This window comes from Arthrobacter sp. 05T47 (assembly GCF_056395825.1).
Map to the genome: position 1 here is coordinate 25925 of NZ_JBFTKG010000036.1, position 22341 is coordinate 48265.

Consider the following 22341-nt stretch of genomic DNA (forward strand, 5'->3'; position numbering starts at 1 on the left):
CGGCTGCTGGTGGTTCTAGAGAACCTTTGACAGGAAGGCCTGGGTGCGTTCGTGCTGCGGGTTGTCCAGGACCTCGGACGGGTGTCCGCTTTCAACTACGACTCCCTGGTCCATGAAGACCACCTGGTCGCTGACCTGGCGGGCGAACGCGAGTTCGTGGGTGACCACCACCATGGTCATTCCCGCCTCGGCCAGGGACTTCATGACGTCCAGCACCTCTCCGACGAGCTCCGGGTCCAACGCCGACGTGGGCTCATCGAAGAGCATGAGCTTGGGTTTCATGGCCAGCGCCCGGGCAATGGCAATCCGCTGTTGCTGCCCGCCGGAGAGCTCCTGGGGGTAGGAGTGCCCCCGGTTGCCGAGTCCGACGCGTTCCAGCAGGGCCTGTGCCTCGGCTGTGACTTCGTTTCGGGGACGGCCGAGTACATGGACGGGCGCTTCGACGATGTTCTCCAGCACCGTCATGTGCGGGAACAGGTTGAAGCGTTGGAAGACCATGCCTGCGGTCAGCCGTGACCGCGCCGTCTGCCGTTCTTTCATTTCGTAGAGGCGTCCGTTGCGCTCGGCGTAGCCGACCATCTGTTCGTCCACGTACAGGCGTCCGGCGTCGACCTTTTCCAGGTGGTTGATGCACCGCAGGAACGTCGTCTTTCCGGAACCGGACGGGCCGATCAGGCAGGTCACCGAGCCGCGTTCGATCCTCAAATCGATGCCCTTGAGGATTTCGGTCGAGCCGAAGCTCTTGCGGACTCCCTGGGCTTCCACCATGGCGGTGTTCATGATGCTGTCCTTGTCGTTGAACTTGTCTTTGAACGGGTCTTTGACCGGCGTGCCCGTCGCGGCGCTGCGTCGAAGCCGCGCCCGTAGCGCCGTTCAAGTTTGGTTTGGAAGAAGCTCAGGACGGTAGTCATGAGCAGGTACCAGAGGCTGGCGACGATGAGCAGCGGGATGGTCTGGTAGTTGTTGGAGTAGATGATCTGGGCCGAGTACAGCAGGTCCGAGATCGCCAGCACGCTGACCAGGGCCGTGCCCTTGAGCATGGAGATGACCTGGTTGCCGGTGGGCGGAAGGACCACGCGCATCGCCTGGGGAAGGATGACCCGGCGCATGAGCTGGCTGCCGTTCATGCCCAGTGCCCGGGCGGCGTCGTACTGGCCCTTGTCCACCGATCCGATGCCGCCACGGATAATCTCGGCCATGTATGCGGCCTCGTTCAGGGACAGCCCCAGCAGCGCGGCGCCCAGCGGGGTGATGAGCGCATTGGCCGATCCCAGGACCAGCGAGGGGCCGCCGAGCGGAAGGCCGAAGGCGATCACCGGATACAAGGCGGCAATGTTGTACCAAAAGATCAGCTGCACCAGCAGGGGCGTGCCCCGGAAGAACCAGATGTAGCCCCGGCTGATGGTGTTCACGATCGGGTTGGCCGAGAGCCGCATGACCGCCAGGACCGTGCCCAGGGCGACGCCGACACTCATGGAGACCACGGTCAGGAGGATGGTCAGCCCGGCCCCGGCGATGACCTGCGGGGCGAAGAGATAGGAGACGACGACGTCCCAGTGGTACCGCTGGTTCACCGCCACGTCCCATACGGCGCTGAGTGCGACCAGGATGAGGACGACGGCGGTTGCCAGCCGGAGCGGGTGCCGGAGCGGCACCACGGGGATGGAGTCCGGCGACGCCGGCGTGTCCTGGCGGGTTGCCGGGAGGGCGTGTTGTTGCTGCATGGTCGTCACCTCCTATTGGGCGAAATTGACGCGGGCGTCGGTGATGGCGCTGGACTCAAGTCCGTACTTGCCGAGCACCTTGAGGTAGGAGTCACTCTTGATGACTTCGGAGAGTGCGGCGGAGACGGATTTCACCAGGCCGGAGTCCTTGGGAATGCCCACACCGACCGGTGTGAAGTCATATTTTGAGGCGATCTCGATCTGGGGATTCTGTGTGGCAGCGAAGTTCAGAATCGGCGAATCCGCCAGCACGGCGTCCAGCCGTCCGCTGGACAGGGCGGAGATGGCCTGCCGCGTGTCCTGGAATTCGCTTCTCTGGATGGTGTCCTTGCCGGTCGCGGTGCAGGCCTTGTCGTAGTCAGGGACGTTGACCGTGAGCTGGTAGGACCCGGTCAGGAGCCCGACCTTGCGTCCGCACAGGGCGTGTTGGTCGGTGATCCCCTGCGGGTTCCCCTTTGCCACGGCAATGGAGTTGCCCATCTGCATGTAGTCAACGAAGTCCAGGACCTCCATGCGCTTTTCCGTGGGGGTCATCGACGACACGGTCATGTCATACCGGCCTGCGGCCATCCCGGGGATGATGGAGTCGAAATTGGCCACCTGGATCTCTACCTTCACACCCAGGGCCTGGCCGAGGAGGCGTGCGATGTCCGGGTTGGTCCCCGTCATTTCCTGGGTCCCTTCGCGGTAGAACTGTGTCGGCGGCTCGTTGGTGGGAATGGCCACGCGCAGGACCTTTGTTGACTTGATCGAGTCCGGTAGCAGCTGCGCGGCGGCGTCGTTGACCGCCAGGGCCGGGACTCCGGTGCCTGTTCCGGCGGAGTCTCCCGACGGCGTCGGCGTCTGTGAGGTGGCGGTGCTGGGGGCGCAGGCGGTGGCCGCCAGCAGGAGTGCCGCCGCAGCCAGGACGGCGGGGACGCCGCGTGGAATGAGCTTCAGGGAAGCCGGTGCTGTGGGGGTTTTCATCAGGGGGTCCTCGTATCGGAGTAGGCCAGCTGGGCCGCGGACGTTGGGTTCGGGGAGATTTCGGCGGGAAGGGCGCGTGTGAAGGCCTCGTTGCGGTGCCGGATCAGGTCACGGCCCTCCTCGCGCAGCTCCTGGATCGTGGATACGCCAAGCAGCATCATGGTGCGCGTCATTTCGGCGGCCATCAGCTTCAGGACGTGGGCAACGCCGGCCTGGCTGGCGGCGGCGAGACCGTAGAGGTACGGGCGGCCGATTGCGCAGGCGTCGGCACCGAGCGCGAGGGCCTTGACGACGTCGGAGCCGCGGCGGATGCCGCCGTCGACGATGATTTCAAGCCGGCCGGCCGTCGCCTCGACGATGTCGGGCAGTACGTCCAGGGCCGAGGCCATGTGGTCCAGTTGCCTGCCGCCGTGGTTGCTGACCTGGATGGCGTCGATGCCGATCCCGGCAGCCAGGACGGCGTCCCTGGGGTTGACGACGCCCTTGAGGATGATGGGACCGTTCCACCGCTCCCTGAGGTCACGGATGTCGTCCCAGTCCGTGGGTTCGTAGGATCCCGCCAGCAGCGTCCGCCACATGTCCGGGGTGCTGGAGAGCGGGCCTTCCGGAATTTCGGCGTCCAGGTTCGGGAAGGCAATCGCATCGTTGGCCAGGAATCCCAGGGCCCACCGGGGGTGCAGCGCCCCTTCAATGACGGTCTTGGGCTTGATGGACGGCGGAGCGGTGAATCCGTTGCGGTAGTCGCGTTCCCTGTGCCCAATGGCCCGGCAGTCGACGTTGACCACCAGTGCCTCGTAGCCCGCGTTCGAGACCCGGTCCAGGACAGCCTGCAGGAGGCCTTTGTCCGCCGTGGGCTCGAGGTTGAACCAGCGCCGCAGTCCGGGGGCGGCGGCGCTGACGTGCTCCATGGTGGTGGTGCTCAGGTGTGCCAGCCCGTAGGGAACGCCGGCGTCCAGGGCGGCGCGGGCGACGGCGGTCTCGCCGTCGGGGTGGAACAACCGGGTTCCGCCGGTTGGGGACAGGGTCAGCGGCATCGCTACCTTGCCGCCCAGGAGGGTTGAGCTGAGGTCCAGGTGCTCCACCGAACCCCACTTCGGGAGGAAGGCCCAGTCATCAAAGGACGCCTGGTTGCGCCGCAGGGAGACCTCGTCCTCGCCGCCGCCCTCGATGTAGTCGAACACGCTCCCGGGCAGGCGCTTGGCGGCCAGTTTCCGCATGTCCTCAACGCTGTAGCAACGCCGCTGCAGCCGTTCCGCCACTGACCGGGCGGGCCCCTGGACCGCCGCCAGTGACTTGATGTCCTTGATTCTCATTTCGCGTCCTTTATGTCTTGCGTGGATCTCCTGCGTGGAAACCTCGATCAACTTCGTCCCTCAATGGTGACGAAGATCTCACCTCACCTATATGTAGATTCCTCCAAAAGAATTGATTTTTGCCTGTGATATCTTCCATATATGGACCCGCAAGAACAGCCTGTTGTTGAGCTCGACCAGAATGCCGCGCTGGTCAGGTTGTCGGACTGCATCCAGCTCATGCAGGCCGGCCTGGTGCATGCCAATCCCGCCCCGGACAACCTCGCGCATCCCGTCTCGGACGTCCTGATGTATGACCCCATGGACGAATGGACGAGCATCGAGGACCGGATCATCCTGGCCGTCGGGCTAAGCTGCGGTTCGCCGGATTTTGACCAGCTGCTGCACCGGGCGTCGAACAGCAACGCGGCCGCCGTGATCGTCAAGGCCCATGGGGCGTCCCTGGAGCAGCTGCGATCCGCCGCGGTCCGCCACAGCCTCGCGGTCCTCGTCGCACCTGACACCGCGGATTGGACGCGGCTCGTGGCACTGGCCAGGGCATCGGTCATGGGGGCCGCCGTGGACTCCGTCTCGGGGGTCCGGCTCGGGGATCTCTACGCGTTCGCCAACGCCGCCGCATCCATCACCAGCGGCGCCGCCAGCATCGTTGACCCGCTGGGACGGGTGCTGGGCTATTCGACCCTGCCGGGCCAGCCCATCGACGAATTGCGCCGCGTCACCACACTCTCCCTGCAGGAAATCAAGCCGCCGGCCTTCGATGCCGATTTCAAGATCGTCTACGCGTCCCCGGGCGCGGTGCTGATCCCGGAGGCAGACGGCGAGATGGCCAGGTTGGCACTTGCCGTGCGGGCCGGCGGTGAACTGCTTGGTTCGATCTGGATCCTCGACCCCGGCGAGAGCAAACGGGCGGCTTCCCTGGAGGCGCTCACCAGGATGGCGCCACTGGCAGGGCTGCACATGCTCCATGCCCGTTCGGCATCCGATTTTGGCGAACGCCGCAATGGGGATCTGATCCGCACGCTTTTGGACGACACCGTCCACGCGTCCTTTGCCGCCGCCCAGCTGGGGCTCGATGCGGGACCGGGACTGGCGGTCGCGGCTTTTTCCATCAACCGCCCCGAATCCGGCGGCCTCGAATCGGTGCGCGAAATTCATCGGCTGCTGCACCTGGTCACGACGGTGTGCAACATTCAGTTCAGCGCGAGCCACAGTGCCCTCATCGGCTCGGTTGTCTATGCCCTCCTGCCCTGCGGGGGAACCAGCCCGAGGATGGCGCACCGGCGCGTGGCCCAGGAGATCGCGGCGTACGCACACACGATTAGCTCCTACCCGATCATCGCCGCAGTGGGAGGCATTGCGCCCAAGCTCGGGGACCTGCCTCGATCCAGGTCTGAAGCACTGCAAACGCAGCAATATCTGGTCCATCGGCATCCTGCAACGCCGGGCGGCAGCGGCGCAGGAGCCTCCGCTGCCGGCCTGTTCGAGGACCACCGGATTCCGCTGAGCCTTTTGAAAGTCGGCGCTTTCATCGCCGACAACGGGCTTGCGGACCTCGACGAGATCACGAAAATCCAGGCCCACGACGCCGACCAGCAAACGGACTATCTGGAGACCCTCCGCGCCTACCTGACCTCGAACGGAAACATCTCCGCCATGGCGGCACGCCTGCACGTGCACAACAACACCGTCCGCTACCGCGTGGGACGCCTGGCCAAGGACTTTGACCTGGACCTGGACGACCCGCAGCAACGCCTCTGGCTCTGGCTGCGCCTGACAACCATGGATCTGGCTCCTACGGCTGCACCGGCGGCGCCGTAGTTTCAAGGGGTAAGAAATCGCCAGAACCACGAGCAGGCAGGACCCAGCGGGCGCCGGATCCTGCCTGCTTTCGCTCTGGCAGTGATGCTGACTACGAGAAGCGTCCCGGCCGGAAGGTGGCCAGCATCGGGTGCTTGGCGCCGGTCATGATCTCGCCCGCGAGAAGTTCGCCCGCGATGAGGCCCAGCGTGGCTCCCGAGTGGGTGAAGGCCACGAAGCAGCCGCGCAGCTGGCCGAGTTCGCCGAGGACCGGCTCACCGTCGCCCGGGATGGGCTTGTAGCCGATCTTCCAGGAGGCCGGCTTGAGCTCGGGGCATCCGGCGAGGAGCTTGGATGCTTCACCGGCGAGTTCCTGGACCACATCGTCGGGGATGCCGAACGAGCCGTCGGCGTGTTCGGTGATGTGCTCCTCGTACCAGTCGTGGTCCAGGGCGAGCGTGTTCCCGGGGTTGGGCCGGACGGCGGCCCGCGGGGTGTTCAGCACGGCCTTCAGCTCGTGTTCCACAGGTTTGGTCAGCACCAGCATGGAGACCGGCGACGCGTTGGGGATCTTGACGCCGAGGGGCGCGACGACGGCGGGCGTTGCGGCGCCGCACGCGACCAGGACCGCGTCCGCGCCATACGTTTCGCCGGTGGCCGTCTCGACGCCGGTAGCCCGGCCGCTGTCGACCGTGACGGACGCCTTGCCGGCGTTGAGCGCCAGTTCGCCACCCAACGCGTGGAATTCCTCCATCAGGAAGTCCACGAGGTCGGGCAGGCTGACCCAGCCCTCGCCGGGGTTGAAGATGGCGTTCTCCGGCACGGCGTCCGGGTCGATGCCGGGAGCGGCTGAGGAAATCTCTTCGGGCGCCAGGAGCTTGGAGTCGTAGCCGATGGATTTCTCGTAGCCGTGGCGGGCTGCAGTGACTTCCCGCCGTCCGGCCGGGTTCCACATGAGGCCGCCGCCGAACTGCAGCCATTCCCGGGCGGGGTCAGCGGCAAAGAGCGTACGGTAGCGGTCCACGCCGGCAACCCGGAGTTGGTGGTAGGGGGTGGAGCGTTCTCCGGCGGAATTCAGCCACGACAGCGAGCGGCCGCTGGCCTCGCTGGCCAGGCCGCGCTCGGTCAGGAGGACCACCGAGGCGCCTGCGCGGAGCAGGTGGACGGCTGTGGAGACTCCGAGGATGCCGCCGCCGATGATGGCGACGCGTTTGGTTGAGGCGGTGGAGGACATGGATCTGCCTAATCTTTCGTGGTGGATGCTTCGGGGCGCGCGCCGGGCTGGGCGCCGGGGCGCTGAAGGAGCGCTGTGCGGCTATGCCAGGGCGTGGATTTTTTCGATGACCGTCAGGACTTCAAGTGATTCTGCGGGGTCGACCGGGAGCGGGCCTTGGCCCCGGAGGGCTGCCGCGAGCCGGGTGTAAAACGCGGGATAGGCGCCGGGTTCCGGCGCGATTGGCTGCAGGTCTCCGTCGACACCCAAGGTCCCCCAATGAGTTTGGGGGTCGGTTCCGTAAGCGGGGTCCGACGGCGTCATGCCGGCGGCGAGGGCCGGCTCCTGGCTGTCCAGGCCCCACTTCGTGTAGCCGGCTGCGGAGCCCAGGACGTGGAAACGCGGACCGACCTGGGCCGCCATGCCGTTCATCCACAGCCGGGACCGGACCCCGGATTCATGGCGCAGTGACACGAAGGCCTCGGTGTCGGCTCCGTCCGGGTCCGGACCGTGGTTGGCGGTCTCTCCGTAGCTTGCCGCCACCGGGCCGAAGAGCTGGATGGCCTGGTCGATCAGATGGGCGCCAAGGTCGTTGAGGATTCCGCCGCCCGCGGAGACCGCGGCGGTGTCGCGCCAGTTCCCGAAGCCCTCCGGCCGCCACCACTCAAAGCGGGATTCGAAGGTGCGGACCTCACGCAGCGCCCCGTCCGTGATGAGCTTTTGGAGCGTCAGGAAGTCCGCGTCCCATCGGCGGTTCTGGAAAACCGTGAGCTGCACGCCGGCGTCGGACGCCCGGGACATGAGCTCTTTGCCGTGGGCCGACGTCGTGACGAACGGTTTATCCACCACCACGTGCAGGCCGTGGGCGATGGCCGTCGCGGCGAGATCGAAGTGCGTAAGCGGGGGCGTGCCGAGGACCACGAGATCCAGCTCTCCGGCCAAGGCGAACATGGCCTCCGGGGTCGGGACGACCCGGGCGTGCGGGTAGCGCCGCACCGCCTCGGCGGCGCGGTGCGGATCTGCCGTGACGATGACGTCCAGCGAGTAGCCGGGCTGCGCCGAGATCAGCGGTGAGTGGAACACCTTGCCCGAAATGCCGAAGCCGACGACGGCTGTGCGGATGGGTGCCGCTGCACTATCTCCTTTCAGAGTCCCCATCACAGCACTTCCGAGAGGAAGCGCTGGAGGCGTTCGCTTTGGGGGTTGTCGAAGAGGTCGGCCGGCGTGCCGGACTCGACAACCTCGCCTTCGTCCATGAAGACCACCTGATCGGCGACCTTGCGGGCGAAGCCCATCTCGTGCGTGACCACCAGCATGGTCATGCCGCGGCGGCTCAGGCCTGCCATGAGGTTCAGGACGCCCTTGACCAACTCCGGGTCCAGCGCGCTGGTGGCCTCGTCGAAGAGCATGACCTCTGGTTCCATGGCCAGCGCCCGGGCGATGGCGACGCGCTGCTGCTGTCCCCCGGAGAGGTCTCGCGGCCGGTGGTCGGCACGCTCAGCGAGGCCAACCTCAGCGAGGCGGCGGCGGGCGCGTTCCCGGGCCTCGGCCTTGGACATCCCCTTGACGCTCCAAAGAGCCAAGGCCACGTTCTCGAGGGCAGTATGGTCCGGAAAGAGGTTGAAGTGCTGGAAGACCATGCCGATGCGGCTGCGCAGGACATCCGGTTTGACCTCCAGGGCACTCTCGCCGGCGAGGAGCACGTCCCCGCTCTTGGGCTCGTGCAGGCGGTTTACCCCGCGAAGAAGTGTGGACTTGCCGGAGCCGGAAGGCCCGATAATGCAGGTGGTGGTGCCCGGGGCGACAGTGAGACTGACGTTGCGGAGCACGTCGATGTCGCCGTAGGCCATGGTCAGGTTGTTCAGTTCCAGGCTGGACCCGTGGAAGGTCTCGATGTCCGGGACTGTGCTTTTAGTGTTGGTGCTTGCGAGGTTCACGTGTTGCTCCCGGTGGTCAGCGGCGAGGCCGCGTCGAGTTCTTTGACTTCTTTCAGCCCGCTGCTGGGAGCGGCGGGACGTCGCCGGCCGGTCCGGAAGCGGTTGTCGAAGTAGTTGACCAGGTGGGTCAGGGGAACCGTGATCACCAGGTAGAAGATGCCGGCCATGACCAGGGGCGAGAGGTTGCCGGAGAGTACCGCGGCGTCCTGGCCAACCCGGAAGAGTTCCCGTTCGCTGACCAGCAGGCCCAGGAAGTAGACCAGCGAGGAGTCTTTGACGATCGCGATGAACTGGTTCACCAGCGCCGGCAGGACCCGGCGGACGCCTTGCGGGACGACCACCAGGGCCATGGATTTTGCGTAGCTCATGCCCAGCGCGCGGCACGCCTCGCCCTGGCCCTTGTCCACGCTCTGGATGCCTGCGCGGAAGATTTCGCCGATGTAGGCGCTGGCAATCAGGCTCAGCGCAATGATCCCCAGCGGGTAGGGCGAGGGGCCGAAGATGGACTGGCTGAAGCGGGCGAATCCCTGACCGATCAGCAGGATGGTCAGGATGGCCGGGAGCCCGCGGAAGAGGTCTGTGTAGATCCGGGCCGGGACCCGGAGCCATCTGGAGGGGGAGATCCCCATGACCGCGACGATCATGCCGAGGACTACGCCGATAATCGTTGCTGCAATGGAAATGATGAGCGTGTTGAGGAGGCCGACCCCCAGCAGTTGGGGCATGACCTCGGCCATTGCGCCGAAGTCGAAGAAGGTGCGGGTGATGGTGCTTAACCAGTCCATGGTTACTCTCAGACGTAGGTAGCTTGTGGATCCCGGGCGGGCCGCGGAATGCGGCCCGCCCGGTCAGGCGGTGGCCTGGTCAGGTGCCGGGCGTGTGTGCCTTGCGGTGTGTATCGGGCGTTTACTTGTGTGGGCCGTCTATTTGCTGGGCGTAGGCGTTGCCGTCTGCTCGGCCTTCGGCAGGTACTGCTCGGGCATCGGCGAGCCCGGGAACCACTTCTCGTAGAGCTTCTTCCACGTGCCGTCTTCCATGGCTGCTGCCAGCCCCTTGTTGAGGGCGTCCTTGAAGGCGGTTTTGCCCTTGGCCACGGCGAAGCCGGCGGGAGCGTCGAAGGACGGGATGTCAGCGGCGCTGACCAGTCCGTACTGTTCCTGGTAGGCCTTGGCGGCCTCGTAGTCCAGGAAGTGCGCGTCAACGGATCCGCTGTTCACCGCGGAGATTGCGGTGTTGTTGTCCGGGAAACGCACCAGGTTCGCGGACGTGAAGTTCTTGACGGCGTATGCCTCCTGCAGCGTTCCCTGCACGACGCCGAGGCGCTTTCCAGCGAGGCCGTCGGCGCCGGTGATGCCTGAAGTTTTCGTGGTGATGACGGTCAGGTAGCCGGCCAGGTAGCCATCAGAGAAGTCGACGGTCTGCTTGCGCTTGTCGGTGATGCCGATCGCTGCGACACCGGCGTCGAATTGGCCGTTGGAGACGGCCGCGAGCAGCCCGGAGAAGTCCTGTCCTGTGAAGACAACCTTGTCCACTCCGGCGCGGTGGGCGACGTCTTTGAAGAGTTCGACGTCGAAGCCGGTGAAGTTACCCTGGGCGTCGGCGAAGGTGTAGGGCTTTGAGTCACCCAGGCTGKCTACCCGAATGGTGCCGGCCTCAATCAGGCCGTAGGGGTTGTCCGCCGGGGCGGACTGGGCGGAGGGGGATCCTCCGCAGCCGGACAGTGCCAGGACCGCGGCAACAGCGGCGGCGACGAGCACCCCCGGGCGCAATTTCTTTCCTGTGTTCACAGCTTATTTCCAATCGTGGGAGTGACGGGCGGGCTAGGCGGGTGGTGAGCCCCCGCAGTGCGGGACTGTCGATGCGAGGTCTTGCTGAGTCCGGTCTCAGTCCCTAGGATTGAGACCGGACTCACATCGATTGCTAGAAATGTAATCGAAGCCACATGGGGCGTCAAGGGGTCCACTACGAAAGGCCGTAATGAATAGTGATGCTTCCCGGCGCCGCGATGTTACTGTCGCCGACGTCGCTCGAGCCGCCAAGGTTTCCAAGGCCCAGGCCGCCCGCGCCCTGGGCAACTATGGTGCCGTAAGCGACGACGTGCGTGAGCGTGTGCTGGCCGCTGCCGAAGAGCTGGAATACCGCCCCAACGAGCTCGCCCGCAGCATGAACACGGGAAAGTCGCACACCATCGGGGTGGTGGTCGGGGACATCGAAAACCCACATTTTGGCCTCGCCACGCGGGGCATCACGGACACCGCCAAGCGCAGTGGTTATCACGTCATCCTGATCAACACAGATGAGGACACCGAGGCGGAAATCGACGCCGTGCGGGTGCTCCTGGACAAGCGCGTGGACGGCCTGATCGTGGCACCGGCGTCATCGGTGGAAACGCAACATTTACGGCGTGTTCACGATTCCGCCCGCCCGCTGGTACTTCTGGACCGCAAGGCCCCGGGGCTCGACGTCGACACCGTGGCCGTCGACATGGAGGACATCTCGCACGAATCCACGAGCTACCTGATCGCGTCCGGCCACCGGAGGATCGCCTTCGTCTCCACTCTCAAGACAGCCGGGCCGTACAACGACGGCATGGAGCTGGACTCGTCGCAGATATCGGACCGGCTCGCGGGTATGACGCGAGCGTTCGACGAGGCGGGGTTGGACCTGCCCGTCGACCTGATCCGCCTCAACGCCGGCGACGACGAGTCGATCAAGAAAATCGCTCGCGAGCTGGTGCAGCGTCCGGACCGGGCGACGGCGATCATCGCCTCCGACGGGCTGATCGGACTCAGCGTCGTCGAGGCGATCCACGAGCTCGGCCTGTCGATTCCTGATGATGTTTCTTTCCTCATGTATGACGACTTCCCCTGGACGCGCCTGACCACTCCCCCGCTCACGGTCATCGCGCAGCCCGTGTATGACATGGGCGTGGCGGCTGCGTCGGCCCTGATCCGGCAGATCGAGGGCCGCAAGGCACCTGCGGCCACGCCGACGTTCACGGCCGAACTGATCCGCCGCGGCTCGGTAGCGGTCCCACGGGCGGTCAGGGCCGGCGACTGAGCCGCCCGCGGGTGGCCCTGCGAGCCTCCCCAGCATGCAGGCCCGGGCCACAGGACAGGGCTTAGTTCTCTGGCGCGGAGCCGTGTCGAAGGCTTGAGTGGACCGTAGGTCTAGCGCAAACATGCGGCGGAGGGAGCGTGGTCCCTGTGGGCGGACTGGTCCGGCTGCCGGAATCGGACAACCCTCGCCCGGGTCCGGCGGAAGCGGGCATAGATCCGTCATGGAGCTGACCGTCGTCGTCCTCATCACCGCCGCCCTGTTCGCGTGGGCGCTGGTCTCGGTGCGGCTGCAGCAGGCGGATCTGACCGCACCAATCGTGTTCACCGCCCTCGGCGCGGCCATGGCCTGGTTCGGGCTGATCGACGGGTCCTCGCCCCCGGCGGGTATCACCCCGGTTGTCGAGATCACCCTGGTGTGGGTGCTCTTCTCCGATGCCGCCCGCCTGCCGCTGCAGCAATTGCGCCGCGACGTGGGCCGCTACATGCGGCTGCTGGGAATCGGCCTGCCCCTGACGATTGTGCTCGGCTGGGCCCTGGCCGCCTGGTTCTTTCCCCACTTCGGGTTCTGGCTGGCCCTCCTGGTCGGCGCCGCCCTGGCCCCAACGGACGCCGCACTCGGAATCCCCGTGGTGACGAATCCGGCGGTGCCGTCGCGGATCCGGCAGCTGATCACGGTCGAGAGCGGCCTCAACGACGGCATCGCCACCCCGGTGGTCATGCTCGCGATCGCCGGTGCGGCTGCCGCGGCGGGCCTGGAGAGCGCCGCCGGCCCCGGCAGTGCGCTCGTCGAACTGCTGCTCGGCGCCGGCGTCGGCGCACTGATCGGCGCCGGAGGCGGGTGGCTGCTGCAACTGGCCCGCCGGCGTGGAACAGGCGCGGAGGACTTCGCCGGCATCGGGGTCCTGGCCCTGAGCCTGCTCGCCTACAGCGCCGCCCTCGCCGTGGGCGGCAACGGATTCGTCGCCGCGTTCTGCGGCGGACTGGCGTTCGGCACATGCGCCGGCCAACGGGCCCCGGCCGAGCTGGTCTTCGTCGAGCAGATGGGCGGCCTGGTGTCGCTGCTGGTGTGGCTTGCCTTCGGAGCCATCACCATTCCGATCATGGTGGCGCACTCCGTCCCCCTGACCATCGCGTATGCTGTGCTCAGCCTCACGCTGGTGCGCATGGCGCCGGTGGCCCTGGCCCTGATTGGCGCCGGCCTCGGCCGGTCCACCGTCCTGTTCGTCGGGTGGTTCGGTCCGCGCGGCCTGGCGTCACTCGTGTTCGCGCTGCTGGCGCTGGAAGCCCTTGGATCCATTGCCGATGAGGCCGTCGCCGTCATTGCGGCCACTGTGCTGCTCAGCGTCCTGGCCCATGGCATCAGCGCCGCGCCGCTGGCCGCACGCTACGGACGGGCCGCCGCCGCAGCCGGACCGGAGCCTGGCGGGCCAGTGCCGGTCACTCCCGCTCCCGCACGGGGCCTGAGCCGCAAGCACACACCCACTCCGCCCCAGGGCCTGTGATGAGTCTCACGCACAATTTTCGCCATCTGGCTTGAGCCGCCCGCTCGGCGCTGTGCACTATGGAAAGGCAACGCGGGGAACGTGATTTCCCGCCGACGCAGCCCCGACGTTCCCTCCGACGCCCCGCGTCCGCAGTGAACCCGGGGCACCCATCCTGGTGGACGCAATGAGGCCAAACCGGTGAGCTCGCAGAGCTGCCCAAGGTCTCAGGCGTTCCTGGTTTGGCCCCACGGCGGCTCCGCATCGGTGCGGCAGCCGGACATCCGGATTCATGAATGGAAGCACTGAACAATGACGTTTGAAACTGCCACCTCTGTAACCCACAAGCTCTGGGACCGCTCCACCATGCACCACGAGCTCGACGCCCTGGTGCACGAGCTCTCCGAGCGCCACAACACCTCCAAGAACAACATCGCGGTCCACGCCAGCGGACCTGGCACCTTCACGTTGAGCCTGAACCACGGTGCAGCGAACCTCGAGGCAGTTTCCTCCTAGCAACCACAACGACGACGGCGGGAGCCTCCTCCCGCCGTCGTCGTTGCCTCCGGTCCCACTATCAGCCGGCGGAGATCAGCCGGCAAAGATCAACCGGCGGAGATCAGCCGGCAGTTGCGGTGCCGCTCATTTCGGTCTTGACCCGGTACATGTCCAGATCGGCGGCCAAAAGCAGGGCCTTGGCCAGTTCCTTGTGCTCTGCCGGACCGGCGGCGGCCCGGACTGCGGTATCAGCCTGGCCAACGGACATGCCCAGCCGGAGTTCACTCCCCGCGATGGGGACCGCGCCTGCCAGGCAGCCCCGGACACGGCCGGCAACCGTCTGGAGCTCTCCGGGGTGTTCCAGCCGGGGGATCAGGACAACGAACTCGTCTCCGCTGTAGCGCGTGACGGTGTCTGCCCCGCGCACGGCCCCGGACAGCATACGGGCCACGTGTTCCAGGACCTGGTCTCCGGCCGCGTGGCCCAGGGTATCGTTCACCTGCTTGAACTTGTTGACATCGCAAAACAGCACACCGACGCGGTGCCGTTCTTCACCGGCGCGGGCCAGCGCCCTGAGCAGGTCTTCCTCCAAGTGCCGCCGGTTCGGCAGCCCTGTCAGCGGGTCATGGAGCGCCCGATGGCGAGCCTCCTGCAAGAGCTTTGCGCGGTCCGCCTCGGCGTCCTGAAGTTTCCGGTGCGCGCTGGCCAGCTCGCGCTCGTATCGCCGCCGCTCGGGGGCAGCGAAAAAGACCATCAGGTCTTTCGGTTCCGTCCCGTCCACGGTCCGGGTTATCGACAGCAGGACCGGCCTGCGCTCCCCGTCCGGTCCTAACAGCTCGATCGACAGTTCGCCGAGATGGCCGTCGCGTTCCAGCTTCGGCCCGGCATGCGTCCGGTACATCAGCCTGTCCCCGGCCGGCATCAGGTCCAACAGCCGGGTTCCGTCCAGACCGCCCGCAGGGACCCCGGCCCACGCGCACATGGTCGCGTTGCGGCCAGGATGGTGCCGTCGGCGCCGGACACGATGTAGCCGGCAGGTGCCTGGTGGAAGAGCTGGCCGTAATCGATAGCCGCCGTGGCCATCTGGGTCATGCCGGCTTCAGGTATTCGAGGATGGCGGCGGACGTTTCCTCCGGCGCGCTGCTTTGCGGGAAGTGGCCGGTGGCGGCGAGCCGCACCAGGGTGCTGTTGGCGAGCGCATTGTGCAGGTAGGTGCCGACGTGGTCCGGCGTGACGACGTCGTCCGTGCTCTGCAGGACCAGCACGGGGATGGTGACCTCGCCGAGCAGGTGCCGGACATCGGACAGGAACGCAACGCGGGCAAAGTCGCGGGCAACCCTGGGGCTGATCCGTCCGAAGCTGCCCTGGATTTCGTGGTCCAGTTCCGGCGCGTGCGGAGTGTTCATGTAGACCGGGGCCATCGACTCGGCCCAGACAACATAGTTGGCGTCCAGGGATTCGAAGACGTCCTCAATGTCCCGCCGGGTGAACCCTCCCGCGTAGCCGTCCTCGGGGTGGTCGAGATAGCTTGGCGACGCCGTGACCAGGACCAGGCGGGCGAACCGGCGCCCTTCGTCCCGGGCGGCCGCACTGACGGCCATCATGGATCCGACGCTGTGGCCGACGAGGGTCACGTCCTCCAGATCGAGTTCGGCGCAGACCTCCATCAGGTCATCAACGTAGGCGTCAAGGCCTGAATACGTGGCCGAATCGTAGGCGGACTGGTCGGAGCCGCCGGAGCCGACGTGGTCCAGCAGGACCACCCGGTAGCGATCGGTGAACCAGGGCAGAATCTTGTGCCACATGCTCTGGTCGGTGCCAAAACCGTGGGCGAACAACAGGACTGGGCCTTCTTCCGGCCCGTACATCTGCACGTTGTTTCTCACTGCTGCGCCAGTCATAAACGGGCAACCCGCCTTCCATTCAGACACGTAGACCCACCGATCGAGACCGACGGTGGAACTACAAATCCGAGCCTCGGGCCCAGGTAAATCCGTCAGGCGCATCCTGCTGCCGCCGTCCCGCGAAAGGCCCCCCTTACAAGGGAGTGTTTCAACAATTTGCATCCATCCTAGTCCGGGCGTCTCACCGGCCGGGATATGCGTCGTCGCAGGTCAGTCGCATTTTCCGACGAGAAGGGCGTCGGTCCTGGTTGGCGACAGTACTTTCTTGAACGTCAGCAGTTGAGGGTGGCGAACGCCTCGTCCAGCAGGTCCTGGACTGAGGTGGCGGCTTCCCGACGGGTCCATTCAGCCAGGGCGACGTCCAAGCAGGACAGCGCGGAATGGATCAGTGTCTGGGCGCGGAACCGCCGGGTGTCCTCGGGCCCGTCGAGCCGTTCGAAGATGACGGGTTCCAGCAGGGCGGCCCACGCAATGTGCTTTTCCAGGTTGCGGGCGCGGAGCGAGGCTGTGCTCATCATGACGCGCATGGTTCGCAGGCCCCGGGTGACCTCCTCCGGAGTCGCAATCTCGATGGGGTCGAACGCCCGGCGCAGGACGGTCCAAATCGGCTCGCCTGCCGGCCTTGCCATTGCGGCGTCCCGGACGCGCATGCCGATGGGCGCCGGGTCGCCAATAACCACGTCTTCCTTCGCGGGGAAATAACGGAAAAAGCTTCGGGCGGATATGCCGAGCGCCCCTGCTATGTCATCCACTGTGGTTGCGTCGAATCCGTTCTCGTCGAACATTTGCAGCGCCTGCTCGGCCACGTGGGCCCGCACTGATGCGCGCGTCAGGTCGCGGAGCCCGGATTTCGCCTCACTCTTCACATTTGTCACCCTTTCACCTTAGAGCAAATCCGACAGCGTCGGCATAACTTGTCAGTTACTGACAGAGAGGGCGTATGCTGACTAAACATCGATGGAAGGAATGCAGACATGCAGAAGCGAACCTTGGGCCAGCAGGGCCTTGAGACGTCGGCGCTCGGTTACGGCGCCATGGGCATCTCCCTCGCCTACGGGCCGGGTGATGAACAGGAGGGGATTGCGGCCATCCAGACGGCGCGCGACCTGGGTGTGACGTTCTTCGACACTGCCGAGCTCTACGGCTGGGGCGAGAACGAGAAGATCGTGGGACGGGCCGTGAAGGGTTTCCGCGACGACATCGTGATCGCGACGAAGTTCGGATTCACCCGGGACTACAGCCTGGACAGCCGCCCCGAACATATCCGCGAGGTTGTCGAGAACAGCCTGCGCTACCTGGGCGTGGACCACATCGACGTGCTCTACCAGCACCGCGTCGACCCGAACGTGCCGATCGAGGACGTCGCCGGCACCGTCAAGGAGTTCATTGACGCCGGCACGGTGAAGTACTTCGGCCTCAGCGAAGCCGGCCCGAACACGATCCGCCGCGCCCATGCCGTCCAGCCGGTCTCGGTACTGCAGACGGAGTACTCGCTGTTCGAACGCGACGTCGAGACGATCTTCCCCACCCTGGCCGAGCTGGGCATCGGTTTCGTGCCGTACTCGCCGCTCGGCCGCGGCTTCCTCACCGGCACAGCCAAGCCCGCCGGCGAGTATGACGAGACCGACATGCGCCGCACGGATCCTCGCTGGCAACCGGGCAACTTCGAGAAGAACGTCGAAGCGACACGGCTGCTGATCGAACTGGCCGAGTCCAAGGGCGGCACCGTCGCCCAACTGGCCCTCGCATGGCTGCTCGCGCAGGGGAAGGACATCGTCCCCATCCCCGGAACCCGCAGCCCGCAGCGAGTCGCAGAGAACGTCGGTGCCGCCGACTTCGCCCTGACCGCGGCGGACCTAGCCCGCATTGCCGAGATCCTGCCCACCGGCGGGTTCGGCGCCCGCTATGCCAGAAACACCCCCGTCTGGGAATAGACCCGCGTTCGGCAGGAATGCGACAAGGGAGGGCAGGCCGGGGAGTCACAAAGCGCCCGCTCGCGGGATTTCTGCCCGAAAGAGCGGCCGGGCGGATACCCGTGGGCGCAGGGCAGCCCCTCCTTTTGGCGCGGAAACCCTTGATTTTGCAGTCGCAGGGCGGACGGCAGTCGGTAATCCGCTCTTGCAATTCCACATTGTGAAATTGCATTTTCCTCTTGTGGAAAAATGTGAGCGGCGTTACTTTGGAAACAGACTCCGATTTCCGGAGCTGTTCCCGATTGATAGGTACAGATCAATGAAGATCCCAGACTCTGCGGCGCTGAAGGCGAGTTCGGCGCCGTCGAAGAAGAAGCCCCTGTATAGGTCGCTCTTCTTCCAAATTCTGATCGCCGTCGTGGCAGGAGTGCTCATAGGCCATTTCTGGCCGGACCTCGGTTCCCAGCTGAGGCCACTCGGTGACGGATTCATCCAGCTCATCAAAATGATCATCGCGCCGCTGATCTTCCTGGTGATCGTCACCGGAATTTCGGCCGTAGGCGACGTCAAAGCGGTCGGAAGGGTAGGAGTCAAGGCCCTTCTGTACTTCACGGCAGCCACGCTGTTTGCCCTGGTTTTCGGCCTCATCGTCGGCAACATCGTCCAGCCCGGTGCGGGCCTGAATATCGATCCCAGCACGCTGTCCCAGGAAGCCCTCAACGCCAAGACCGGCACCACCCCGCCGAAGGACGCGGCGGCCTTCATCCTGGACATTATTCCCGTCAGTGTTGTCGGAGCCTTCGCGAGCAACAGCCTGCTTCAGGTCCTGTTTTTCTCGGTGTTCTTCGGTGCGGCGATCGTCGTCATTGGCCGCGAACGCTGCATGCCGGTCATCAGCCTCATGGAGACTGTTCTTGAACTGATCTTCAAGATCATGTCGTGGATCATGAAGGTCGCACCGATCGGCGCGTTCGGCGCCATGGCGTTTATCATCGGCCAGTACGGGCTCGGAACCCTGGGCACCTACGCCAAGCTGATCGCCGCCTGCTACGGCGCCGCCGTCATCTTCATCGGATTCCTGTTCCTCCTGGYCTGGGGGTTCGCCCGGGTCCCGTTGTGGCACTTCCTGAGATACACCCGCGAAGAATTCCTGCTGGCCCTGGGCACCGCCTCCACCGAGGCCGTGATGCCGCGCATCATGACCAAACTGACCAATGCAGGCTGCTCCCGCGCCACCACCGGGCTGGTGGTCCCCACGGGCTACTCCTTCAACCTCGACGGCGCCGCGATCTATCTTTCGATCTCGTTGCTGTTCCTGGCCCAGGCTTTCGGACATCACCTCGACCTGGGGCAGCAGCTCGCGGCACTGGGTGTGTTGCTGTTGACGTCCAAGGGCATGGCCGGTGTGCCGGGTTCCTCATTCCTCGCACTGTCCGCCACGGCAGCAGCCCTGGGCATCTTCCCGGTTGCAGGCGTCGCGCTCCTGCTCGGTGCCGACCGCCTCATGGACTCCATGCGCGTTGTGGTGAACCTGCTGGGCAACTGCGTGGCCACCTTCGTGGTCTCCAAATGGGAAGGCCAGTTCGACCGCGACGTCATGGTCCGCGCCTTCCGGGGCGAGATCACCAACCACGATTCCGCCATCATGCTCGGGGTGGAGGATGACTTCGAGGACCAGGAACTCAAGCGGATCACTGAGGGCGGGCAGCCCTCACCGAAGTTCCGCGGCAGTCCGGCACCCGATGACATCCCTGAGTTCCAGATGAGCAGGCGCTCACCCGGTACCGGCCAGGCCGGACCGGCGGCGGAGCACAGCCCGGCCATCATCAACGAATAGCTGCAGCCTCACCCAGGTCCCCGTCCCGGTCCCGCCGGGGCGGGGACCTGCGCGTGGGGCCCCCGGCACCTGCCCTTGCGTCTGGTGGATGTGAGAGCCCGGGGGCCTGGACGCGGGCAACAACGGCACCCGACACAACGGCACCCGGTGAAGGACACATCTGGTASGTCCCGTCTCTTGCTGGCACACTGAGCCGATGACCGATCCCCGCCCGGCATCCGCGCCGCGATGTTCGTGGATTTCGACAACGTCTATACCGGCCTGATGGCCTTGGACCCGGCGGCCGCCAAGAGGTTCGCGGAGGATCCCAAGCATTGGACGGAGGCGTTGGCCGACGGCGGCGCGGGCGAGGAATCCCGGCGTTTTTTGATCCGCAACTGCTACCTGAACCCGGTGATCTACTCCAAGTACCGGCCCTACTGGACGCGTGCGGGCTTCCGCGTGATCGACTGCCCGTCCCTGACGCAGCGGGGCAAGTCCAGCACCGACATCAACCTGGTGCTGGACGCCATGGATGCCCTGTCCGGCGCGGCCCATGTTGAGGAATTCTTCGTCGCGTCGGCGGATGCGGACTTCACGTCGCTGGTCCAGCGGTTCCGGGCGGCGGACCGCATGACGACGGTGATCGCCGCCGGCGCCGTGGCGTTCGCGTACCGGGAAATGGCCGACAGCGTGGTGGAGTCCCACGACTTCGTGGCAATCCTCAACGGGACCTCCGCAGGCATTCCCCGCATGGTGCCCACTGCCGGCCTCGGCGCCCCACTCCGCACGGCGCCGGGCGCTCCCGGCTCCGCGACGACGGCCGCCGACGAGGTCAGGGCCCTGGTACAGGCCGCGCCCGGCCCCGTCACAGGTGCAGTCGCGGCACACCGGGCCCTGACCGCGGACCCGTCGCTGAAGACCGATTGGGGCGGGCACGGGAAGTTCGGGGCCTGGATCGCGCAGATCGGCCAGGGTGTTGAGTACTCGTCCACGCCGTCGCCTGGCTGGGTGTGGGACTCGAAGCGGTTCTCCCCGGAGCTGTCCTCGCTGGCATCCGAGGGCCGGCCTGCCATCGAGGAGCAGGTCACCCGTGTCACTGACGTACCGGCGCTGTCCGCCGAACAGTTCGGGCAGGTTTTCCTGTCGCTGGAGGCGAAGCTGCGCGAGCACGTGGCCAACCGCGGCGAACTGGCCCGCTCCGTCCGGGACGACTGTGTTGCGGCCGGGCAGCCGGTGTCCCGCTCTGCGGTCAACTTCGTGATCCAGGGCGTGGTGTATGCCGGCGGTTCGCTCTCCGACGAGATGACGGCCAGGGAACTCGCCGCCGCGTGGACCAGAAATGTCGAGGAGCTGTGTCGGCTGGCCCTCATGGAGTTCGACGACGCCGAGAAGCTCGCGCTCAGGCGCTGGGCCGGCGGCGGCCTGCTGGAGTCCGGCGCCGGCGACTCCCGGTCCGTGCCTTAGGCCTCGGTTCCCACCGCGGCCGATCGGCCGGCGAGCAGCCCCAGTTGCCGGACGATTCCGTCCACCAGCGCTTCCGGATCGTCGCGGATGTCCGCAACGATGTGGGCCTCATCCGGGCCCAGAGGTTCGAGCGTGGCCAGCTGGGAGGCGAGCAGGCTGCTGGGCATGTACTCGTGCGCCCGGCTGGCCATCCTGCCGGAAATGGTTGTTGCCTCACCGGAGAGGTGGATGAACACCAGGTCCGGGGCCAAGCTGCGCAGCAGGTCGCGGTACCGGCGCTTGAGCGCCGAGCAGGCGATGATCCGCGAGCCGGTTTCGTCGGCCGGAGTCGCCAGCGCGGCACCGATTTGGGCGAGCCAGGGAGCCCGGTCCTCATCGTCCAACGGGACGCCGCTGGCCATCTTTGCCTTGTTGGCGGGCGGGTGGAAGTCGTCGCCGTCGAAGAACGGGATGCCCAGCCGCTCCCCCAGCAGGGAACCGACGGTTGACTTTCCGCAGCCGGAGACGCCCATGACAACGAAGGGCGGATGGATTGTGGTCATGATGCTTCCCCGGGCCCGAAGCTCAGGAGTACTTTCCCGGATTCGGCGGAGTCGCGGGCCATGCCGAAGGCTTCCAGGGCCTGTTCCACGGGAAACTCGTGCGTGATGACGGGCTCGATCTGCAGGGAGCCGTCGGTGAGGGCGGCGATGACGTCATCGATTTCGTCGTTGAAGCGGAAGGAGCCCCTGAGTTCGAGTTCCCGGGTGATGGCCAGGGAGATCAGGACCGGCTGCGGGCCGGTGGGCAGCAGGCCGACCATCACCACGGTGCCCCCGCGGGTCGCACCCCGGATGGCCGAGGCCAGGCCGTGGTGGTTGCCGGAGGATTCGATCACGACGTCGGCCTCGACGGCGGCGATCGCCTCCGCGTCGTCCGCCTTGAGGACGGCGTCCGCTCCCACGGCCGCGGCGATGTCCAGCGGCCTGGCATGCATGTCCACGGCGACGATCCGGCCGGCGCCGGCCCGCTTGAGGACCGCCACGGCCAGGGCCCCGATGGGGCCGCTGCCGATCACCAGCGCGGTCTTGCCGGCCACGTCCCCGGCGCGGGCGACGGCGTGCCAGGCGACGGCCGCCGGCTCGATCAGCGCCGCGGTCCGCAGGTCAAGGCCCGCGGGCAGCGCCCGGAGCATCCGCGCCGGCAGGTTCACGTACCGGCTGAAGGCGCCGTCGGTGTGCGGGAACCGGGCCGCGCTGCCCAGGTAGGTGCAG

At 66.3% G+C, this 22341-nt stretch carries 22 protein-coding genes; 7 read left to right on the forward strand and 15 right to left on the reverse strand.

Features of this window, described 5'->3' with window-relative positions; genetic code table 11:
- Positions 1-15: 15 nt before the first annotated feature.
- The 4 genes from AC1DEY_RS19210 to AC1DEY_RS19225 are packed head-to-tail and all read right to left on the reverse strand — an operon-like array spanning position 16 to position 4003.
- Positions 16-780 carry an amino acid ABC transporter ATP-binding protein gene (locus tag AC1DEY_RS19210; RefSeq protein WP_476869358.1) on the reverse strand — a complete coding sequence of 255 codons (765 nt, stop codon included), beginning with the start codon at positions 778-780 and terminating at the stop codon, positions 16-18.
- Complete coding sequence (locus tag AC1DEY_RS19215) at positions 777-1724, reverse strand: amino acid ABC transporter permease (protein WP_441411242.1); 948 nt, start codon at positions 1722-1724, stop codon at positions 777-779. The genes AC1DEY_RS19210 and AC1DEY_RS19215 overlap by 4 nt, the downstream gene beginning before the upstream one ends.
- Positions 1725-1736: 12 nt before the next feature.
- A complete protein-coding gene (locus tag AC1DEY_RS19220) occupies positions 1737-2690 on the reverse strand; it encodes an ABC transporter substrate-binding protein (protein ID WP_476869359.1) in 954 nt (317 codons plus the stop codon).
- Positions 2690-4003, reverse strand: coding sequence for an alpha-hydroxy acid oxidase (locus AC1DEY_RS19225; RefSeq protein ID WP_476869360.1), 1314 nt, complete (start codon positions 4001-4003; stop codon positions 2690-2692). Before AC1DEY_RS19225 ends, AC1DEY_RS19220 begins: the two co-directional genes overlap by 1 nt.
- A gap of 141 nt (positions 4004-4144) precedes the next feature.
- Here AC1DEY_RS19225 and AC1DEY_RS19230 point away from each other — a divergent pair, with 141 nt between their 5' ends.
- On the forward strand, positions 4145-5821 hold the full coding sequence (locus AC1DEY_RS19230) for a PucR family transcriptional regulator (RefSeq protein WP_476869361.1): 1677 nt from the start codon (positions 4145-4147) through the stop codon (positions 5819-5821).
- A gap of 91 nt (positions 5822-5912) precedes the next feature.
- On the opposite strand, the gene AC1DEY_RS19235 is transcribed toward AC1DEY_RS19230, so the two are convergent.
- The 5 genes from AC1DEY_RS19235 to AC1DEY_RS19255 form a co-directional block, all read right to left on the reverse strand.
- A complete protein-coding gene (locus AC1DEY_RS19235; RefSeq protein ID WP_476869362.1) occupies positions 5913-7034 on the reverse strand; it encodes an NAD(P)/FAD-dependent oxidoreductase in 1122 nt (373 codons plus the stop codon).
- A gap of 81 nt (positions 7035-7115) precedes the next feature.
- Positions 7116-8171, reverse strand: coding sequence for a Gfo/Idh/MocA family protein (locus AC1DEY_RS19240; RefSeq protein WP_476869363.1), 1056 nt, complete (start codon positions 8169-8171; stop codon positions 7116-7118).
- Positions 8171-8950, reverse strand: coding sequence for an amino acid ABC transporter ATP-binding protein (locus AC1DEY_RS19245; protein WP_476869364.1), 780 nt, complete (start codon positions 8948-8950; stop codon positions 8171-8173). Before AC1DEY_RS19245 ends, AC1DEY_RS19240 begins: the two co-directional genes overlap by 1 nt.
- Entirely contained in the window at positions 8947-9735 is a 789-nt protein-coding gene (locus AC1DEY_RS19250; RefSeq protein ID WP_476869365.1) for an amino acid ABC transporter permease, read from the reverse strand. Before AC1DEY_RS19250 ends, AC1DEY_RS19245 begins: the two co-directional genes overlap by 4 nt.
- A 138-nt stretch (positions 9736-9873) precedes the next feature.
- Positions 9874-10737 carry an ABC transporter substrate-binding protein gene (locus AC1DEY_RS19255; protein ID WP_476869366.1) on the reverse strand — a complete coding sequence of 288 codons (864 nt, stop codon included), beginning with the start codon at positions 10735-10737 and terminating at the stop codon, positions 9874-9876.
- Positions 10738-10927: 190 nt separating this feature from the next.
- Here AC1DEY_RS19255 and AC1DEY_RS19260 point away from each other — a divergent pair, with 190 nt between their 5' ends.
- From AC1DEY_RS19260 to AC1DEY_RS19270, 3 genes are all read left to right on the forward strand, one after another.
- Entirely contained in the window at positions 10928-12010 is a 1083-nt protein-coding gene (locus AC1DEY_RS19260) for a LacI family DNA-binding transcriptional regulator (protein WP_476869367.1), read from the forward strand.
- Between the two features lie 220 nt (positions 12011-12230).
- The gene (locus tag AC1DEY_RS19265; protein WP_476869368.1) at positions 12231-13511 is read left to right on the forward strand and encodes a cation:proton antiporter; all 1281 of its coding nucleotides are present in this window, start codon (positions 12231-12233) and stop codon (positions 13509-13511) included.
- Between the two features lie 291 nt (positions 13512-13802).
- Positions 13803-14006 (forward strand): hypothetical protein, encoded by a 204-nt coding sequence (locus AC1DEY_RS19270; RefSeq protein ID WP_390203813.1) that lies wholly within the window; start codon positions 13803-13805, stop codon positions 14004-14006.
- Between the two features lie 103 nt (positions 14007-14109).
- On the opposite strand, the gene AC1DEY_RS19275 is transcribed toward AC1DEY_RS19270, so the two are convergent.
- The 4 genes from AC1DEY_RS19275 to AC1DEY_RS19290 form a co-directional block, all read right to left on the reverse strand.
- Positions 14110-14910: a diguanylate cyclase gene (locus AC1DEY_RS19275; protein WP_476869378.1), complete on the reverse strand. Its 801-nt coding sequence runs from the start codon at positions 14908-14910 to the stop codon at positions 14110-14112.
- The gene (locus AC1DEY_RS19280; protein ID WP_476869369.1) at positions 14910-15080 is read right to left on the reverse strand and encodes a hypothetical protein; all 171 of its coding nucleotides are present in this window, start codon (positions 15078-15080) and stop codon (positions 14910-14912) included. The genes AC1DEY_RS19275 and AC1DEY_RS19280 overlap by 1 nt, the downstream gene beginning before the upstream one ends.
- Complete coding sequence (locus AC1DEY_RS19285; protein WP_441411253.1) at positions 15077-15889, reverse strand: alpha/beta fold hydrolase; 813 nt, start codon at positions 15887-15889, stop codon at positions 15077-15079. The genes AC1DEY_RS19280 and AC1DEY_RS19285 overlap by 4 nt, the downstream gene beginning before the upstream one ends.
- A 275-nt stretch (positions 15890-16164) precedes the next feature.
- The gene (locus AC1DEY_RS19290) at positions 16165-16767 is read right to left on the reverse strand and encodes a TetR family transcriptional regulator (RefSeq protein ID WP_476869370.1); all 603 of its coding nucleotides are present in this window, start codon (positions 16765-16767) and stop codon (positions 16165-16167) included.
- Between the two features lie 99 nt (positions 16768-16866).
- Between AC1DEY_RS19290 and AC1DEY_RS19295 the strand changes: the two genes are divergently transcribed.
- From AC1DEY_RS19295 to AC1DEY_RS19305, 3 genes are all read left to right on the forward strand, one after another.
- A complete protein-coding gene (locus AC1DEY_RS19295; protein ID WP_476869371.1) occupies positions 16867-17826 on the forward strand; it encodes an aldo/keto reductase in 960 nt (319 codons plus the stop codon).
- A 298-nt stretch (positions 17827-18124) separates the two neighbouring features.
- Complete coding sequence (locus tag AC1DEY_RS19300) at positions 18125-19642, forward strand: cation:dicarboxylate symporter family transporter (RefSeq protein WP_476869372.1); 1518 nt, start codon at positions 18125-18127, stop codon at positions 19640-19642.
- 228 nt (positions 19643-19870) lie between these two features.
- A complete protein-coding gene (locus AC1DEY_RS19305; RefSeq protein WP_476869373.1) occupies positions 19871-21088 on the forward strand; it encodes an NYN domain-containing protein in 1218 nt (405 codons plus the stop codon).
- On the opposite strand, the gene AC1DEY_RS19310 is transcribed toward AC1DEY_RS19305, so the two are convergent.
- The gene (locus tag AC1DEY_RS19310; RefSeq protein WP_476869374.1) at positions 21085-21630 is read right to left on the reverse strand and encodes a gluconokinase; all 546 of its coding nucleotides are present in this window, start codon (positions 21628-21630) and stop codon (positions 21085-21087) included. The two genes, AC1DEY_RS19305 and AC1DEY_RS19310, sit on opposite strands and share 4 nt — an antisense overlap.
- Positions 21627-22341: zinc-binding dehydrogenase (locus tag AC1DEY_RS19315; protein WP_476869375.1), on the reverse strand; the 715-nt coding region annotated here is incomplete at its 5' end. The genes AC1DEY_RS19315 and AC1DEY_RS19310, both read right to left, overlap by 4 nt.

Bases quoted from the DNA above. Each gene is read 5' to 3' on its own strand.
- AC1DEY_RS19210 (WP_476869358.1), bottom strand. From the start codon at position 780: ATGAACACCGCCATGGTGGAAGCCCAGGGAGTCCGCAAGAGCTTCGGC.
- AC1DEY_RS19215 (WP_441411242.1), bottom strand. From the start codon at position 1,724: ATGCAGCAACAACACGCCCTCCCGGCAACCCGCCAGGACACGCCGGCG.
- AC1DEY_RS19220 (WP_476869359.1), bottom strand. From the start codon at position 2,690: ATGAAAACCCCCACAGCACCGGCTTCCCTGAAGCTCATTCCACGCGGC.
- AC1DEY_RS19225 (WP_476869360.1), bottom strand. From the start codon at position 4,003: ATGAGAATCAAGGACATCAAGTCACTGGCGGCGGTCCAGGGGCCCGCC.
- AC1DEY_RS19230 (WP_476869361.1), top strand. From the start codon at position 4,145: ATGGACCCGCAAGAACAGCCTGTTGTTGAGCTCGACCAGAATGCCGCG.
- AC1DEY_RS19235 (WP_476869362.1), bottom strand. From the start codon at position 7,034: ATGTCCTCCACCGCCTCAACCAAACGCGTCGCCATCATCGGCGGCGGC.
- AC1DEY_RS19240 (WP_476869363.1), bottom strand. From the start codon at position 8,171: ATGGGGACTCTGAAAGGAGATAGTGCAGCGGCACCCATCCGCACAGCC.
- AC1DEY_RS19250 (WP_476869365.1), bottom strand. From the start codon at position 9,735: ATGGACTGGTTAAGCACCATCACCCGCACCTTCTTCGACTTCGGCGCA.
- AC1DEY_RS19260 (WP_476869367.1), top strand. From the start codon at position 10,928: ATGAATAGTGATGCTTCCCGGCGCCGCGATGTTACTGTCGCCGACGTC.
- AC1DEY_RS19265 (WP_476869368.1), top strand. From the start codon at position 12,231: ATGGAGCTGACCGTCGTCGTCCTCATCACCGCCGCCCTGTTCGCGTGG.
- AC1DEY_RS19270 (WP_390203813.1), top strand. From the start codon at position 13,803: ATGACGTTTGAAACTGCCACCTCTGTAACCCACAAGCTCTGGGACCGC.
- AC1DEY_RS19275 (WP_476869378.1), bottom strand. From the start codon at position 14,910: ATGCCGGCCGGGGACAGGCTGATGTACCGGACGCATGCCGGGCCGAAG.
- AC1DEY_RS19280 (WP_476869369.1), bottom strand. From the start codon at position 15,080: ATGACCCAGATGGCCACGGCGGCTATCGATTACGGCCAGCTCTTCCAC.
- AC1DEY_RS19285 (WP_441411253.1), bottom strand. From the start codon at position 15,889: ATGACTGGCGCAGCAGTGAGAAACAACGTGCAGATGTACGGGCCGGAA.
- AC1DEY_RS19295 (WP_476869371.1), top strand. From the start codon at position 16,867: ATGCAGAAGCGAACCTTGGGCCAGCAGGGCCTTGAGACGTCGGCGCTC.
- AC1DEY_RS19305 (WP_476869373.1), top strand. From the start codon at position 19,871: ATGTTCGTGGATTTCGACAACGTCTATACCGGCCTGATGGCCTTGGAC.
- AC1DEY_RS19310 (WP_476869374.1), bottom strand. From the start codon at position 21,630: ATGACCACAATCCATCCGCCCTTCGTTGTCATGGGCGTCTCCGGCTGC.